The organism is Vibrio neonatus (assembly GCF_024346975.1).
GTDB lineage: Bacteria > Pseudomonadota > Gammaproteobacteria > Enterobacterales > Vibrionaceae > Vibrio > Vibrio neonatus.
In genome coordinates this window covers 460,318-476,135 of sequence record NZ_AP024885.1, presented here as the reverse complement: position 1 = coordinate 476,135, position 15,818 = coordinate 460,318, and the positions used below count along the sequence as shown (strand labels likewise).

14 protein-coding genes are annotated in these 15,818 nt (G+C 42.9%); 6 read left to right on the top strand and 8 right to left on the bottom strand.

What is annotated here, in order from left to right; translation table 11 throughout:
* Positions 1 to 84: 84 nt before the first annotated feature.
* Both OCU38_RS02265 and btsR read left to right on the top strand, forming a co-directional pair.
* On the top strand, positions 85 to 1,770 hold the full coding sequence (locus OCU38_RS02265; RefSeq protein ID WP_261823612.1) for a sensor histidine kinase: 1,686 nt from the start codon (positions 85 to 87) through the stop codon (positions 1,768 to 1,770).
* Positions 1,763 to 2,488 carry a two-component system response regulator BtsR gene (btsR, locus tag OCU38_RS02260; protein ID WP_261823611.1) on the top strand — a complete coding sequence of 242 codons (726 nt, stop codon included), beginning with the start codon at positions 1,763 to 1,765 and terminating at the stop codon, positions 2,486 to 2,488. The genes OCU38_RS02265 and btsR overlap by 8 nt, the downstream gene beginning before the upstream one ends.
* Here the strand turns inward: btsR and nagZ are convergent.
* The gene (nagZ, locus tag OCU38_RS02255) at positions 2,462 to 3,451 is read right to left on the bottom strand and encodes a beta-N-acetylhexosaminidase (protein ID WP_261823610.1); all 990 of its coding nucleotides are present in this window, start codon (positions 3,449 to 3,451) and stop codon (positions 2,462 to 2,464) included. The genes btsR and nagZ overlap by 27 nt on opposite strands.
* 93 nt (positions 3,452 to 3,544) lie before the next feature.
* On the opposite strand from nagZ, the gene OCU38_RS02250 reads away from it, so the two are divergent.
* The 3 genes from OCU38_RS02250 (at position 3,545) to OCU38_RS02240 (ending at position 7,353) form a co-directional block, all read left to right on the top strand.
* Complete coding sequence (locus OCU38_RS02250) at positions 3,545 to 4,663, top strand: anhydro-N-acetylmuramic acid kinase (RefSeq protein WP_261823609.1); 1,119 nt, start codon at positions 3,545 to 3,547, stop codon at positions 4,661 to 4,663.
* An 8-nt stretch (positions 4,664 to 4,671) separates the two neighbouring features.
* A complete protein-coding gene (murQ, locus tag OCU38_RS02245) occupies positions 4,672 to 5,571 on the top strand; it encodes an N-acetylmuramic acid 6-phosphate etherase (RefSeq protein ID WP_261823608.1) in 900 nt (299 codons plus the stop codon).
* Positions 5,572 to 5,838: 267 nt separating this feature from the next.
* On the top strand, positions 5,839 to 7,353 hold the full coding sequence (locus OCU38_RS02240) for a hypothetical protein (RefSeq protein ID WP_261823607.1): 1,515 nt from the start codon (positions 5,839 to 5,841) through the stop codon (positions 7,351 to 7,353).
* An 84-nt stretch (positions 7,354 to 7,437) separates the two neighbouring features.
* On the opposite strand, the gene OCU38_RS02235 is transcribed toward OCU38_RS02240, so the two are convergent.
* Complete coding sequence (locus tag OCU38_RS02235) at positions 7,438 to 7,782, bottom strand: DUF2799 domain-containing protein (RefSeq protein WP_261823606.1); 345 nt, start codon at positions 7,780 to 7,782, stop codon at positions 7,438 to 7,440.
* 216 nt (positions 7,783 to 7,998) lie between these two features.
* On the opposite strand from OCU38_RS02235, the gene OCU38_RS02230 reads away from it, so the two are divergent.
* A complete protein-coding gene (locus OCU38_RS02230) occupies positions 7,999 to 9,483 on the top strand; it encodes a carbon starvation CstA family protein (RefSeq protein WP_261823605.1) in 1,485 nt (494 codons plus the stop codon).
* A gap of 91 nt (positions 9,484 to 9,574) precedes the next feature.
* Here OCU38_RS02230 and ispH read toward each other — a convergent pair whose 3' ends face one another.
* The 6 genes from ispH to tgt all read right to left on the bottom strand — a co-directional run bounded on the left by ispH (position 9,575) and on the right by tgt (position 15,662).
* On the bottom strand, positions 9,575 to 10,525 hold the full coding sequence (gene ispH, locus OCU38_RS02225) for a 4-hydroxy-3-methylbut-2-enyl diphosphate reductase (protein ID WP_261824219.1): 951 nt from the start codon (positions 10,523 to 10,525) through the stop codon (positions 9,575 to 9,577).
* Positions 10,526 to 10,689: 164 nt separating this feature from the next.
* On the bottom strand, positions 10,690 to 11,121 hold the full coding sequence (gene fkpB, locus OCU38_RS02220; protein WP_261823604.1) for an FKBP-type peptidyl-prolyl cis-trans isomerase: 432 nt from the start codon (positions 11,119 to 11,121) through the stop codon (positions 10,690 to 10,692).
* A gap of 88 nt (positions 11,122 to 11,209) precedes the next feature.
* Positions 11,210 to 12,157, bottom strand: coding sequence for a protein translocase subunit SecF (secF, locus tag OCU38_RS02215; protein WP_261823603.1), 948 nt, complete (start codon positions 12,155 to 12,157; stop codon positions 11,210 to 11,212).
* 14 nt (positions 12,158 to 12,171) lie between these two features.
* Positions 12,172 to 14,025 (bottom strand): protein translocase subunit SecD, encoded by a 1,854-nt coding sequence (gene secD, locus OCU38_RS02210; RefSeq protein ID WP_261823602.1) that lies wholly within the window; start codon positions 14,023 to 14,025, stop codon positions 12,172 to 12,174.
* A 22-nt stretch (positions 14,026 to 14,047) separates the two neighbouring features.
* Positions 14,048 to 14,383, bottom strand: a complete 336-nt coding sequence (gene yajC / locus OCU38_RS02205) for a preprotein translocase subunit YajC (protein ID WP_261823601.1) — start codon at positions 14,381 to 14,383, stop codon at positions 14,048 to 14,050.
* A 145-nt stretch (positions 14,384 to 14,528) separates the two neighbouring features.
* Complete coding sequence (gene tgt / locus OCU38_RS02200) at positions 14,529 to 15,662, bottom strand: tRNA guanosine(34) transglycosylase Tgt (protein WP_261823600.1); 1,134 nt, start codon at positions 15,660 to 15,662, stop codon at positions 14,529 to 14,531.
* Between the last annotated feature and the right edge of the window lie 156 nt (positions 15,663 to 15,818).

The following is a 15,818-nucleotide window of genomic DNA, read 5'->3' as shown; positions in this document are numbered from 1 at the left end:
AGCTAGTTTTCACAACCGTAATCAAATTATTAAATAAAATTACGTATAAACTTAGCCTATTAATACTTTGACATAACTCCCGCTATGGAACTTATCCTCTCTTTATTACAGCAGATGTGCGTTTACCTTATGGTTGCGTATACCTTGAGTAAAACACCGCTGGTTATTCCTTTACTCAATATTTCGGAAAGGTTTAGCCATAAACTCATTTGTTATGTCATGTTTTCCCTATTTTGTATTCTTGGCACCTACTTTGGATTACAAATTGGCGATGCGATAGCCAATACACGAGCCATTGGTGCGGTGCTTGGTGGAATATTTGGTGGCCCTATTGTCGGTTTGGCGGTTGGTTTAACGGGGGGGTTACATCGTTATTCGATGGGCGGATTTACCGACCTTGCTTGCGCCATCTCTACCACTACCGAAGGGTTAATTGGCGGAATAGTGCATATGTATATGTTGCGCCGAGGCAAGAGTGACCGTCTATTTAACGCGACCATCATCTTTAATGTCACCCTAGTCGCTGAAATTACGCAGATGGTCATTATTATTTTGGTTGCGACCCCCACTTCGCAAGCAGTGGCTTTAGTGGAGTCCATCGCGATACCTATGATTCTGGCGAACTCCTTAGGCGCGGCTTTCTTTATTAGTATTTTGCAAGATAGACGAGCCATTTTAGAAAAATACTCCTCTAGCTATTCGCGACGAGCTTTAAATATTGCCGAGCGCTGTGTCGGCGTGTTGTCTGAAGGACTCAATGCCGTGAGTGCGCAAAAAATTGCGTACATCATTCAAGATGAAACCAAAGTTGGCGCGGTGGCGATAACAGACAAAGAAAAGATACTCGCTTTTGAAGGTATGGGATCGGATCATCATAAGCCAAATACGCCTATCTCCTCTGAATACACTCTTACCTCAATCAAAGAACAACGTATTATCTATCTTGATGGTAGAAAAACGCCTTACCAATGCTCATTGTCGGCAGATTGCAAATTAGGCTCGGCATTAGTGATTCCTTTAATTGCCGCTGATAAGGTGATTGGCACCATCAAACTGTATGAGCCGCGAGTAAAACTGTTTTCTTCCATCAATACCACAATGGCAAAAGGTATCGCCGAGTTACTGTCTAGTCAGATCCTTTATAGTGAATATCAACAGAAAAAAATGTTGTTATCGCAAGCTGAGATCAAATTACTGCATGCACAAGTGAACCCTCACTTTCTATTCAATGCATTGAATACCATCAGTGCAATTACTCGCCGTAATCCTGACAAAGCACGTGAGTTAATCCAACATCTATCACAGTTTTTTCGTGGCAATCTGAAGCGAAATACCGAATTTGTTACTCTCCGAGAAGAACTCGCACACGTAAATTCTTACCTTACGATTGAAAAATCGCGTTTTGTTGATCGCTTAGAAGTTGATATCGATATTGCAGAGCACCTACTAGAACAAATGGTCCCCAGCTTTACCCTACAACCCTTAGTTGAAAATGCCATCAAGCATGGCGTGTCGAATCTTTTAGATTGTGGTGTTGTCCGCATCTATAGCAGTGAAGATAGCAAAGGTTATAAAATTACAGTGGAAGATAATGCGGGTCGTTATAAGCCTGATAGCAAAGATCAAACTGGTCTGGGAATGCATATTGCCGCGAAACGACTCTCCAATTATTTTGGCGAGCAGTATCAACTGGAAATTGAATGTGATCCGCAAAATTACACGCGGATGAGCTTTATTATTCCGAACTATAATGAGAACGACAATGCTTAAAGCCCTTGTAATTGATGATGAACTATTTGCTAGAGAAGACCTCATTGAACTTATCGAGCAAACTCAGCAGATCGAAGTGATTGATCAAGCAGGAAATGCGATTCAAGGGCTACAAAAAATCAATACCCTTAAACCTGATATTGTCTTTTTAGATATCCACATGCCACAAATATCCGGAATAGAGCTACTTAGCATGTTAGATCCGGAGACGATGCCGGCGGTGGTGTTTGTGACGGCTTATGACCAATACGCACTAAGAGCATTTGAAGAAAATGCCTTTGACTACCTGTTAAAACCCATCGATCCCGCAAGGCTCAATAAGACAATTTGTCGTCTTAATAAGCGATTCAAAAACAAGCAAGCGCCAATGGATTACTCCAATATCACACCTTGTTCTCTTGATCAGGTGCCTTGTTGTGGGCACAACCGTATTATGTTGGTGCCCACAGACAATATTGAAGTAGCCTATAGCGATTTAAGTGGTGTGAATATTCAAACAACCGAAAACACCACCAACAGCCAGTTAACTCTGAAAGTGCTCGAAGAGAAAACCCCTCTAATGCGCTGTCATCGTCAATATCTCGTCAGCCCAAAAGCCATAAGAGAAATCAAACTCTTAGAACAAGGCTTAGCTGAGATAATTACCATTAGTGGCTATCACGCCCCTGTGAGCCGCCGGTACTTAAAAGTACTAAAGGAGAAGCTCGGCTTTAGCTAATGCTGCGGTTGCTTCTTTCCATTCTCGACTAGACTGCAATTCATCCAAACTAAATGACTTTTTCTTAGACAGTTGCGCACCATTTAGCACTTGAGTAATCGGCAGAGTATCGATAATTTCAACGGCGCTATTGCGGTTATTACACATCAAGATCATGTCACAACCCGCTCTTAAACTTTGCATTGCCTTATCGACCGGCCCGCCCATAATCCCAGCACCTTCCATGTTTAAATCATCGGAAAATACTAAGCCTTGGAAAGCCAGTTGTTCACGCAATACCTTTTTCAGCCAATATTTAGAGCCACTGGCAGGCTTATCATCGTATTCTGGATATACCACATGCGCGGGCATCATGGCATCTAACAACCCTGCTTCAATCTGCGCGCGGAATATCGCCATATCGGTATCAAAAATAGTGTTTCTTGCATCAATTGGCGTCTCTTTGTGAGAGTCTGCAATGACACCACCATGTCCCGGAAAATGCTTACCTGTAGTAGCCATACCCGCTTGCTTCATACCTAACATATAGGCTGAACTGTGCTTGAGTATGGTTGCTTTATCTTCACCAAAGGCTCTAGAGCCTATCGCTAAACATTGATGTCCTTGATCGAGCACTGGGGCAAAACTAAGATCAATTCCGTGAGCCATAACCTCTGCTGCCATCAACCAACCCGCTTGTTTTGCTAGCTCATCACCATTTGCTTTAGAAGCAAAAGTTTGCGCAGCAGGGATACGGGTAAACCCCTCCTTGAATCGTTGAACACGTCCGCCTTCTTGGTCAACACCAATCAAAATAGGACGTTTTGCAGCAGCACGAATTGAATCAGTGAGTGCCTGTAATTGCTGATTATCATGGTAGTTTCGAGTAAATAGAATGACACCCCCTACCGTAGGATGTTGTAGGATTTCTCTTTCTTCGGCATCAATTTCATAGCTTTTAACATCTAGCCATAACGGACCCATTTTTCATCCTTATTCTCATATCTAATGTGGCTTTCACAGAGTATTCAGTTTATTGTATTTTGACAATCAAAGAACGGATCAAACATCTCAAATATGGACAAAAAAGAACTCTATATTGGCATTATGTCGGGGACGAGCTTAGATGGTGTCGATCTTGCCTTAGCCCACTTTGAACAAGGGGTGACTCACTGTCTCGAAACGTTTGAATACCCCTTACCTGATGAACTTAAACAACAAACCCTGCAAGTGTGTCAGGGGCAACTCACTACTTTGCAAACGCTCGGTGAACTCGATCACCGATTTGCAGCGCTGTATGCCGAAGCCAGTAACGCTTTCTTAGATCATTTAAACCTTCAAGCTAGTGATATCAAAGCTATAGGTTGTCATGGGCAAACTGTTTATCACCAACCAACGGGTGATACTCCTTTCACCACTCAAATCGGCGATGCCAATCTTATTGCAGTAAAAACAGGGATCACCACTGTTGCCGATTTTAGACGCAAAGATATGGCACTAGGCGGTCAAGGTGCGCCTCTGGTTCCGGCTTACCATCAAACACTTTTTCCTGCTTCTGACAGCTGTAAAATAGTGCTCAACATTGGAGGAATAGCCAATATTTCCGTGCTTCAAGCAAATGGTGAAGTGCTTGGCTATGATACCGGTCCGGGCAATATGTTGATGGATACTTGGGTAAAAAAATGCTGTAACTTGCCTTTTGATCATGATGGTCAATTTGCAAAAAGTGGGCACGTTAATAGCGCACTACTAGAGCTATTTATGCAAGATCCTTATCTTATGGAGCTGCCCCCTAAAAGCACAGGTCGAGAGCATTATAATTTGGCTTGGCTTGAGCAGATACTTGAGCAAATAGAGAGTTCGATACCCGCGGCAGATATACAAGCGAGCTTATTAGAGTTTACTGCGCAATCTATTGCCGATCAGTGCCATCTATATCAAAGCCCATACCAAGACCAGTTATTAGTGTGTGGTGGAGGGGCGCACAATCAAGCACTGCTTGAGCGCTTACAAGCACTGTTACCTAACTGGCAAGTGAATACAACTGACTCGCAAGGTATTAGTGGCGACTACATGGAAGCGTTAGCTTTTGCATGGCTCGCCTATCGACGTATCCATAACTTGCCAAGCAATTTACCTAAAGTCACAGGGGCAAGCAAAGCAACGTCACTGGGCATCATCTACAACGCAGAATAGGCATCAGCATGTCACAAAGCACATTAATCGATACTCTTGCTAAATTGGTTTCAGAAAATCGAAATCCGAATACCATGGATTTGGATACTCTCACAACTCTTGAAATCATCGAAAAAATGAATCAAGCCGATGCTGAAGTACCAGTAGCAATACAAAAAGAACTGCCTCAAATAGCCAAAGCGGTAGACGCTATTTGCCAAGCCTTTACCCAAGGTGGGCGCTTAATTTATGTGGGGGCTGGCACCAGTGGACGACTTGGCGTATTGGATGCTTCGGAATGTCCGCCCACCTTTAGCGTAGACAAAGAGATGGTTGTCGGCGTCATTGCCGGTGGCAAACAAGCGATGTTTGAAGCCCAAGAAGGCGCCGAAGATAGCTTCACTTTAGGTGAGCAAGATTTAACTGAGCTAAACCTAACCGCGCAAGATGTGGTGGTCGGGATTGCGGCAAGTGGCCGCACGCCGTATGTTATTGGCTGTTTAAAGTATGCCAACGCAATACACGCCACCAGCGTATCGATTTCATGTAATCCTGACTCAGAAATCGCATCAAATGCACAAATTGCCATCTCACCGATTGTCGGCCCTGAAATATTAACTGGCTCTACCCGTTTAAAAGCTGGAACGGCGCAGAAGTTGGTACTCAATATGCTCTCCACCGCCAGCATGGTCAAAATTGGCAAGGCTTATCAAAACCTCATGGTAGATGTAAAACCAACCAACAAGAAACTGGTTGCTAGAGCTATTCGCATAGTCATGCAGGCAACGGAATGCAGTGAGAGTCGTGCTGAAGAAGTATTAAAAGAAGCACAAATGAATGTGAAGCTAGCCATTATGATGCAACTGACAGGGCAAGAGAAAGCGCAAGCTGAAGCATTACTGAACAAACAAAAAGGCTTTATTCGTTAAATAACGGCTAAAAGAACCATAAAGAATACATGATTAACTATCCTGCTATGTTCCGCTAATGTCAGGATAGATTAATATTATGTAAATTCGCGAAGAAAAATAACTTCTCAATTTTAATTATTGCTTGATCTAGTTCACAAAAATAGACTTCGACACAACAAGCAAATACCAATGGCGAATGACTTTTCATATTAAAAAGCGCACATTGCTGCACTCACTTTAATTATTGAAATAGACGCCATTTAATTAGCAAATTGAAGAGGTTCTATGCAATTCAATACATCAAAACTGGCTTTGGCAACATTAGTAGCAAGTGCTATTGCGCTTAGCGGCTGTCATGATTCAAAACATCACGAAGCAACATCAGTCAAAGCTCCTGAAGATGGTGAGCTAGCAAGCCTATCTCTTAATAAAGACGAGACTGCTCGTAAGCAAGATTTAATGTTAATTGCAGGCCTAGATGCGGCTATGGCATCTGCCTATGCAAAAGACCCACAAGCCACTAAAGACATCTTAGAAAAAGCAGAACAAGAGCAACATGCTGATATTGCAACAGCATTCCCAGGTTCTACTGCAGGTCTTATTCCGTTTGCATTGCAAGCTGAACTGTCTTCAATTCAACACGCTATGGGTTGGCCTGAATACAATGAAACACTGAACTCTATTAAAGATTTCATGCAAGAGCTTAGCAGTGCTAAAGGCACTCCTGTATTTACATTAGGTGCAGACTTCCCGTACACCAAAAACTTAAATGGTGGTACATATGACTGGAATGAATTAGCCGTTCAAATTCACTACCTGAACACTCACCTTGATACTAAAATTACTTCTGACAATGGTACTAAGAAAACCATCCGTGAGAACCTACAAGACTATTACACTGGCGATATCAACGCTTCTGTATCGGCTATTCCGCCAATTCCGCAAACAGCGACCAATGGCGCAGCTACAGCAAAAACCGTTACCGCAACGGATCTAAAATCTCAGCTAGAAGCTAAATTCTACCTAGATGAACAAGATGCAAAACTGGTGGTTGAGAAAGCCAGCAAAGACCCTAAAATTGCCGCTAACATTCAAACCATGCTCGCTAAAGCAGACACAGATCTTATCTTCCACGGCACGAACCCTGCTGAGTTTGAATTTGTTTCTCCTGCGACAAACAACACTCCTGGATACATTCAAGACAACTGGACACCAGAGCTAAAAGCACGCTTTAAACGCATCTTTGGTGAAGTGATGTTCTTATACAACACGCCTGAGTTTGCTACTGAGTTTGATAATGGTAATAACATGGCAATGCTTGATAAAGCAACGCAAGGTCAGCCAGGTCCATTTAACACTTCAATGCCAGACAGCTACGCGCAATTAAAAGCCGATTCTCTAGCAACTACTGAAAATCACAAACTAAAAGTAGTGCTATCAGGCAGCAAATCTGGTTTTGACTACGGTATGGCGGCAGCGAAAGGCTCGCAACAAAAAGTAGTTATGACCGTTGAAGAAGATACATTACTGCATGCTGGTTTTGGTCAGGTACCATTGGTTGCGCATGAATTTAGCCACACTTGGGGCTACGCTCATGATCCAGTGAATGAAACTATGCTTAAACCTAATAACATCCCTTACTACATTCAGTTCATCATGGGTTACAACAAAGACCTAACTGCACTATGTGGTGATAGCGAATGTCATGCAAACAGTAAGAGTGACTTAGGTAATCCTAAGCTAACTTGGGGTAATGCAAATAGTATCCAAGTAGAATACTTTGGCTTTAACACCTTCTAAATCAGAAGCTGTATTTTAAGTGATAGCAAACGGGTAGTTCTTTGAACTACCCGTTTTTGTTGGCCTTTTTATGTAGCAAAAACACTACTTTTGTTCATCCCAACCGCGTTGCCATTCCATGCGAAACATTTGCGCATCTTCACTGCCTTCACAGACACCTTCGTAGTACTGACCTGATAAACCAATTTGATAAGCAAAGTTAGGGTTACAGTATTCTTTTATGCCTAAGCTATATCCCTCTTCATAAGCCCCCATATTAGCAGAGCCTAGTTCACTCAGTGCAGTGTACGAGCGCTGAGTTTTTCCTTTAATACCATCGGAGTATCCCACCCCCTTCCAATCCCCTTTTGCTACTAGTGCTTCATCACCACTAGCACAGGCAAATAACAACGGAACAATTAAAGGCAGAGCCCATTTAAATCCTTGCATTGTGACCTACTTAACATATTGTTTTTTATGAGCTTAGCACACCTAGATCACATTTTCGAAAACCCCAAAAAACAGCAAACCATTCAACTGGGTATTTCACCACTTAACTCGCTATTCGACCACTGACTTACTCACCTAAGGTAGTTGCTTAACGGATTTAATATTATGTAAATAGAAAATTTAGCGAATTAACCTTTAATAGAAGAGAATACAGATATGATGTGGTTTCTTACCTGTGTAGTAGCACTTGTTGCTGGCTACTTCATCTATGGCTCCATAGTTGAAAAAATTTTTGGCATTAATGAAAGTCGTCAAACTCCAGCAATAACTAAGCCGGATGGCGTGGACTTTGTTCCAATGCCAACTAAAAAAGTATACTTAGTACAGCTTTTAAATATTGCTGGTGTGGGTCCAATCTTTGGTCCTATCATGGGTGCTCTATACGGTCCTGCGGCTATGCTATGGATTGTATTGGGTTGTATTTTTGCTGGTGCTGTTCACGATTACTTCTCAGGAATGCTATCGGTACGTAACGGCGGCGCATCTGTACCAACATTGACGGGACGTTACCTAGGCACTGGCGCCAAGCACTTTATGAACATTTTTGCCATTGTCCTATTACTTCTTGTAGGTGTGGTATTTGTTTCTGCTCCAGCAGGCATGATCACTAACCTAATCAATGACAAAACAAGTTTAGATGTCAGCATGACAACTATGGTTGTTATCATCTTCATTTACTACATCATTGCGACTATCGTACCTGTCGATAAAATCATTGGTCGTTTCTACCCTCTATTTGGCGCACTGTTAATCTTCATGTCTGTGGGCTTAATTGGCGCAGTGGCAGTTTCAAGTGACTACTCAGTGTTAGGTAACTTCCAAGTCAGTGACATGTTCTCTAACATGAACCCACATGACCTACCTCTATGGCCTGCTCTATTTATTACCATCGCTTGTGGTGCTATCTCTGGTTTCCACGCCACACAATCACCATTGATGGCTCGTTGTATTGAAAACGAGAAAAACGGTCGCTTCGTATTTTATGGAGCAATGATTGGTGAAGGTATTATCGCGCTTATCTGGTGTGCTTTAGCCTTGTCATTCTTTGGCTCTGTTGACTCTTTATCTGACGTAGTGGCTAACGGCGGCCCTGGTAAAGTAGTTTATGACGCATCATTTGGTCTACTTGGTGTATTTGGTGGTGTGCTTGCATTCCTTGGCGTGGTTATTCTGCCAATTACCTCTGGTGATACCGCATTCCGTTCAAGCCGTTTGATCTTAGCTGAGTACTTCAATCTAGAACAACGCACTATGCGTAACCGCTTATTGATGGCTGTACCACTATTTATTGTCGGCGGTATCTTAACTCAAGTAGACTTCGGTGTAATTTGGCGCTACTTCGGTTTTGCTAACCAAACTACTGCGGTAATGATGCTTTGGACAGCTTCTGCTTACCTACTTCGTTACAACAAATTCCACTGGATCACTACTATTCCAGCGATGTTTATGACTACGGTTTGTATTACTTTCATCCTAAACAACTCAAAACTGGGCTTTGGTTTAGGTATGCAAACCTCTACCATCATCGGTGTTATCGCGATGCTAGGTATCACAGCAACTGTCATTAAAATTTCAAAAGGCAAAGGTGAAAACGATTTGCTAGATGAAGAAAAACCTAAAGTGGAAACTAAACACGCATAACATATTGCTTAGAATCCCCCACTAAAAAACGGGCTGCCAATATTGGCAGCCCGTTTTTTTATTCTGTAAAGCGAAGGTTATTCAGTCAAAATTATAGATTTTTAACCTGCAACTCTTTTGGCACTTCAAAGAACATATTCTCTTCACGACCAGAGAGTTCAGTGACTTGATTGCAATCAGACAAAGTTTTTATTTTTTCTAAGATAGTGTTTACCAACTCTTCTGGAGCGGATGCACCAGCGGTCATGCCTACCTTATTCTTACTTTTAAACCAATCAGCGTTCAGATCTTCTGGGCAATCAGTTAAGTAAGCAGGAGTACCTAGCTTTTCTGCCAACTCTTTTAATCGTGTTGAGTTAGATGAGTTTTTAGAGCCAACGACTATCATTACGTCCACTTCATTTGCCATAGTTCGCACCGCATCTTGGCGGTTTTGCGTAGCGTAGCAAATGTCATCTTTACGTGGCCCTTGGATACTCGGGAAAACCTGACGCAGGCGATCAATCACATCCGCGGTTTCGTCCACCGACAAAGTGGTTTGGCTAACATAATGCAGATTTGATGGGTCTTTGATGATAGGTAGCAATGCATCAACATCTTCAGCTTTCTCAACCAAATACATGCCGCCTTCGCTGCTTGCATACTGCCCCATAGTGCCTTCAACTTCAGGATGGCCTGTATGCCCGATCAATACCACCTCGATATGTCTGCGGCTTGCTCTAGCCACTTCCATATGCACTTTGGTCACCAATGGACAAGTTGCATCAAATACGGTCAAATCACGCTGTTTGGCTTCTTTACGCACCGCTTGTGATACGCCATGCGCAGAAAAGATAACAATGTTGTCATCAGGCACTTCACTCAGTTCTTCAACAAAAATTGCGCCGCGAGCTTTCAGCCCTTCAACTACAAAACGGTTATGCACAACTTCGTGTCGAACATAGATAGGAGGCTGGTACATCTCAAGCGCTCGTTCAACGATGCTGATAGCTCGGTCAACACCGGCACAAAAACCACGCGGGTTAGCTAATAGAATTTCCATTGTCATATCTTTCATTAGTGAAGGCCTTGTTACTCAGTCAATGAGCAACCTCAAATCGCGCTCATTGTACCGACATTATTGACGAAAGCTCAAGACAGTAATGACCATAAATAATGCATGGCTATTAATAGGGTAAGCTGTAAATTCGAGAAAACGATTTAAGATCAATCGATTGAAACTATTTCAACATCAAAGGTAACATCACGCCCTGCTAGAGGATGATTGAAATCAACGGTGACTGAGTCCCCTGCAATCTCGGTAATGATGCCAGGAATTTCGACGCCATCAGGCCCATTGAATGCCATAATGGTGCCTACTTCAACTTGAGCTTCACCGACAAATTTAGCACGATCCATATGATGAATGTTGTCAGGATTTGGTAAACCAAAAGCGTCTACCGCTTTTAGCTCAACACTATTTTTGTCTCCCGCTTTTAGCCCCAGCAAGCACGCTTCAAAGTTGTCACTCAAGCTACCGTCACCAATCACCAGTTTCGCTGGTTTGCCCATTTGATAAGTACTGTCTGCTACCGAACCATCTTCAAGTTTGATTGCGAAATGCATAGTGACTGCACTGTCTTTTGTAATTACTGACATAGTGTTTCCTTACAACTTTAAGCCAAAAACAAAAACGGCCAACACATCGTTGACCGTTTAAAAAGACTACTAGAAATAAGACAAAGGCTTAAGGCATTTCGTCAAATTCTGCGCCTTCCTTCTCAACTTTAGGTGGCATCAAGTGCTCACGAGATACACCCAGTTTCAATGCTAAGTTTGATGCTACGTAGATAGATGAATATGTACCTACTGTGATACCCAATAGCAATGCAGTTGCGAAGCCATGGATATTTGCACCACCCTTAGTAAATAGGGCAATAACTACGAATAAAGTTGTACCAGAAGTAATCAAGGTACGGCTCAAGGTTTGAGTGATCGCGCCATTGATAATCTCAACTGCACCACCTTTACGTACTCGACGGAAGTTCTCACGAATCCGGTCAAATACAACGATGGTATCGTTGAGCGAGTAACCGACAACCGTTAGCAATGCCGCCACGATAGTCAAGTCTACCTCGATTTGCATGATAGAGAAGATGCCGATGGTAATGATAACATCGTGCGCAAGTGCCAATACCGCACCAGCTGCTAAACGCCATTCAAAACGCACAGAAACATACAACAAGATACAAATCAGAGATACGATGATCGCTAGACCACCCGCCTCTGCAAGTTCATCCCCAACGTTAGGACCAACAAACTCAACACGACGCATCTCTACAGATTCACCAGTACCTTCTTCCAATGCTTGGATGATTTGTAGGCCTAGTTTTTCACCTTGTAGACCTTCATGAGGACGTAGACGAACCATAACATCACGGGCAGAACCAAAGTTCTGTACCGTTGCATCGCCAAAACCTCTATCGCTCAATGAAGTACGAATTTCTTCTAGGTTGGCAGGGTTCTCAAAACCCACTTCAATCAGCGTACCACCGGTAAAATCTAGACCCCAGTTCAACCAGTTAGTTGAAATGGTGTAGATTGAAGCTGCAATCATTAGTAATGAAAAAACAACCGCGCCTTTTGACCAGCGCATAAAGTCGATCGTTCCTTCACTTTTCAATATTTGAAACATGGAAATACCTTCAATTAGATCGACAGTTTAGTAACACGTTTACCGCCATACAGCAGGTTAACTACACAACGTGTACCAATAATCGCAGTAAACATTGAAGTTAAAATACCGATAGACAGTGTTACAGCAAAGCCTTTAATCGCACCTGTACCGACAGCAAACAGAATGATTGCTGTTAATAAAGTTGTGATGTTAGCATCCGCAATCGTACTAAAGGCATTGGCGTAACCTTGGTGAATCGCTTGTTGAGGACTGCGTCCTTCTCTTAGCTCTTCACGTATACGCTCAAAGATCAGTACGTTCGCATCAACGGCCATACCAACGGTCAATACGATACCGGCAATACCCGGCAGCGTCATTGTCGCACCTGGAATCATCGACATAATACCAATGATCAACACAAGGTTTGCCATTAGTGCCATGTTGGCAATAAAACCAAACTTACGGTAGTAAACCAGTGTGAATAGCATTACCGCTAACATGCCCCACATACAAGCTTGAACACCTTTATCGATATTCTGCTGACCCATTGATGGACCAATTGTACGTTCTTCTACAATCGAGATTGGCGCAATCAAGGCACCAGCACGAAGTAGCAAGGCTAAGTTATGAGCTTCAGCAGCAGAGTCGATACCTGTAATACGGAAGCTACGACCTAGAGCAGACTGAATGGTCGCTTGGTTGATCACTTCTTCGTGTTTATTAAGAATCACTTTGCCTTCTGGAGTACGCTTACCACTGTCTTTGTACTCAGCAAATACGGTTGCCATCAGCTTGCCAATGTTTTGGCGAGAGAATGCAGCCATCTTGCTACCACCTTCGCTATCTAGCGAGATGTTAACTTGAGGACGACCATATTCATCGGCGCTAGAGCTTGCATCAGTGATGCTTGAACCGCCAAGAATAACGCGTTTTTTCAGTACCGCTGGGCGACCATCACGATCAAACTTAACTTCACTGCCCGCAGGAACACGACCGTTTGCCGCAGCAGACAAATCAGCCTGCATATCAACTTCACGGAATTCTAGAGTTGCAGTAGCACCTAAGATTTCTTTAGCGCGAGCTGTGTCTTGAACACCTGGTAATTCAACCACGATGCGGCTTGCACCTTGACGTTGAACCAAAGGTTCAGCAACACCCAGTTCGTTTACACGGTTACGCAAAATCGTAATGTTTTGCTCAACAGCGTAGTTGCGAATTTCAGTAAGACGAGCCTCTGTAAAGGTAGCACTTAGTACAAAACGACCGTCGCTGTCTGAATCAGCAAACAACATATCTGGGTGTTTTGATTTTAGAAGGCTTTCTGCTTGAGACAGTTGCTCAGCATTGCGCAATGTAACTTCTACAGAGTCTTTACCTGCATGAATAGCACGGTAACGAATTTTCTCTTCACGTAGCTCACTACGGAAGGCTTCTTCCTGCTGTGAGATAAGCTTGTTCATTGCAGAGTCCATGTCCACTTCCATTAAGAAGTGCACACCACCGCGCAAGTCAAGACCAAGCTTCATTGGCGCAGCGCCAATGCTTTCTAACCAGCTAGGAGTTGAAGCGGCAAGGTTAAGTGCAACAATTGCATCTGAACCTAGTGCTTCAGAAATAACATCACGAGCACCAATTTGGGTGTCAGTGTCATTAAAGCGAACTAGAATTGAGCCATTTTCTAACGAAACAGACTTGTGAGATAGATTCTCTTTATCAAGAGCATTGGTGATAGTATCCATGGTCGCCATATCAACAGAAGCACCACGTGCTCCTGTGATTTGTATGGCTGGATCTTCACCGTAAAGATTCGGAAGGGCATACAGTGCCGCTACTAGAATGGCCATTAAGACCATCAAGTACTTCCATAACGGATAACGGTTTAACACAGCGAGGATCCTCTAGCTGTTTTTAAAGAGATTTCAGCGTACCTTTAGGTAACACTGCAGTAACGAAGTCTTTCTTGATAACAACTACATTGTTAGCATTTAGTTCGATAGAGATAAAATCGTTGTCTTCTGAAACAGAAGAGATCTTACCTACTAAACCACCACTAGTAAGAACTTCGTCGCCTTTAGTCATAGAAGCAAGAAGGTTTTTATGCTCTTTTGCGCGCTTAGACTGTGGACGGTAAATCATGAAGTAGAAAATAACTGCGAACATACCAAGCATGATCAGCATTTCGAAACCACCGCCTTGAGCAGCACCTTCAGTCGCTGCGTGAGCTTGAGAAATAAATAAACTCATTAAAAATCCTCTTTAAAAATATTCGTTAATTTAAGTTATAACACTAAATGTGGCCTCACCGCCCCTTTTTCAAGGGTTGAGCGATAAAGCCGCATATTGGTCGCTGTAATTTGTATTATTACATGACCAGTTTAATTATTTATTATTATGCGTCAGCTTTTAGCATCGGCGGCACGTCTCTATCACGACGAGCATAAAACTCTTCTACGAAAGCGTCGAATCTATCTTCGTCAATGGCTTTACGGATGCTTTCCATTAAACGCTGATAATAACGAAGGTTATGAATGGTATTTAGGCGAGCGCCTAAGATTTCATTACAACGATCTAGATGATGCAAATACGATTTAGAATAGTTGCGACAAGTGTAACAGTCACACTCAGGATCTAGAGGTGTTGTATCTATTTTATGTTTCGCGTTTCGGATCTTGATCACACCGCCGGTCACAAATAGGTGGCCATTACGGGCATTTCGAGTAGGCATTACGCAATCGAACATATCAATACCACGACGAACACCTTCTACTAGGTCTTCTGGTTTACCCACGCCCATTAGGTAACGTGGCTTATCTGTTGGCAATTGTGGGCAAGTATGCTCAAGAATGCGGTGCATATCTTCTTTAGGTTCACCGACTGCTAGGCCGCCAACCGCGTAACCGTCAAAGTCAATTTTAGTCAGACCTTCAACGGATACATCACGTAAATCTTCGTACACGCCACCTTGCACAATACCAAATAGCGCATTTGGGTTTTCTAGTTTGTTGAAATGGTCACGAGAGCGTTGTGCCCAGCGTAGTGACATTTCCATCGATTTTTTCGCTTCGTTATGAGTCGCAGGATATGGCGTACATTCGTCAAAAATCATTACGATGTCAGAGCCGAGATCTTTTTGGATCTCCATAGACTTTTCAGCATCCATAAAGATTTTGTCGCCATTCACTGGGTTGCGAAAATGCACACCTTTTTCAGTGATTTTACGTAAGTCGCCTAAGCTAAATACCTGAAAACCGCCTGAGTCAGTAAGAATAGGACCTTGCCAGTTCATAAAGTCGTGTAGGTCGCCATGCAGTTTCATGACTTCTTGACCCGGTCTTAGCCACAAGTGAAAGGTATTACCCAACAGGATTTCTGCGCCTGTTCCTTTTACTTCTTCCGGAGTCATGCCTTTAACAGTGCCGTAAGTACCTACAGGCATAAATGCTGGGGTTTGAACCGAACCGCGTTCAAACTCCAATTGACCACGACGAGCTTTGCCGTCCGTTTTCTTTAGTTGAAATTTCACAAATTACTCCAATATGCCAGAGAAACAATCTGACGGTTAGTTTAGGACAACACGCTTACTTTTACCTTGTCCCAAAAAAGAGCGGCCATTAGCGATTAAGCCTTATTCAATAAGTCTCTTAACCCTATCACCGCTCATAAAATGAATTGTATCGAA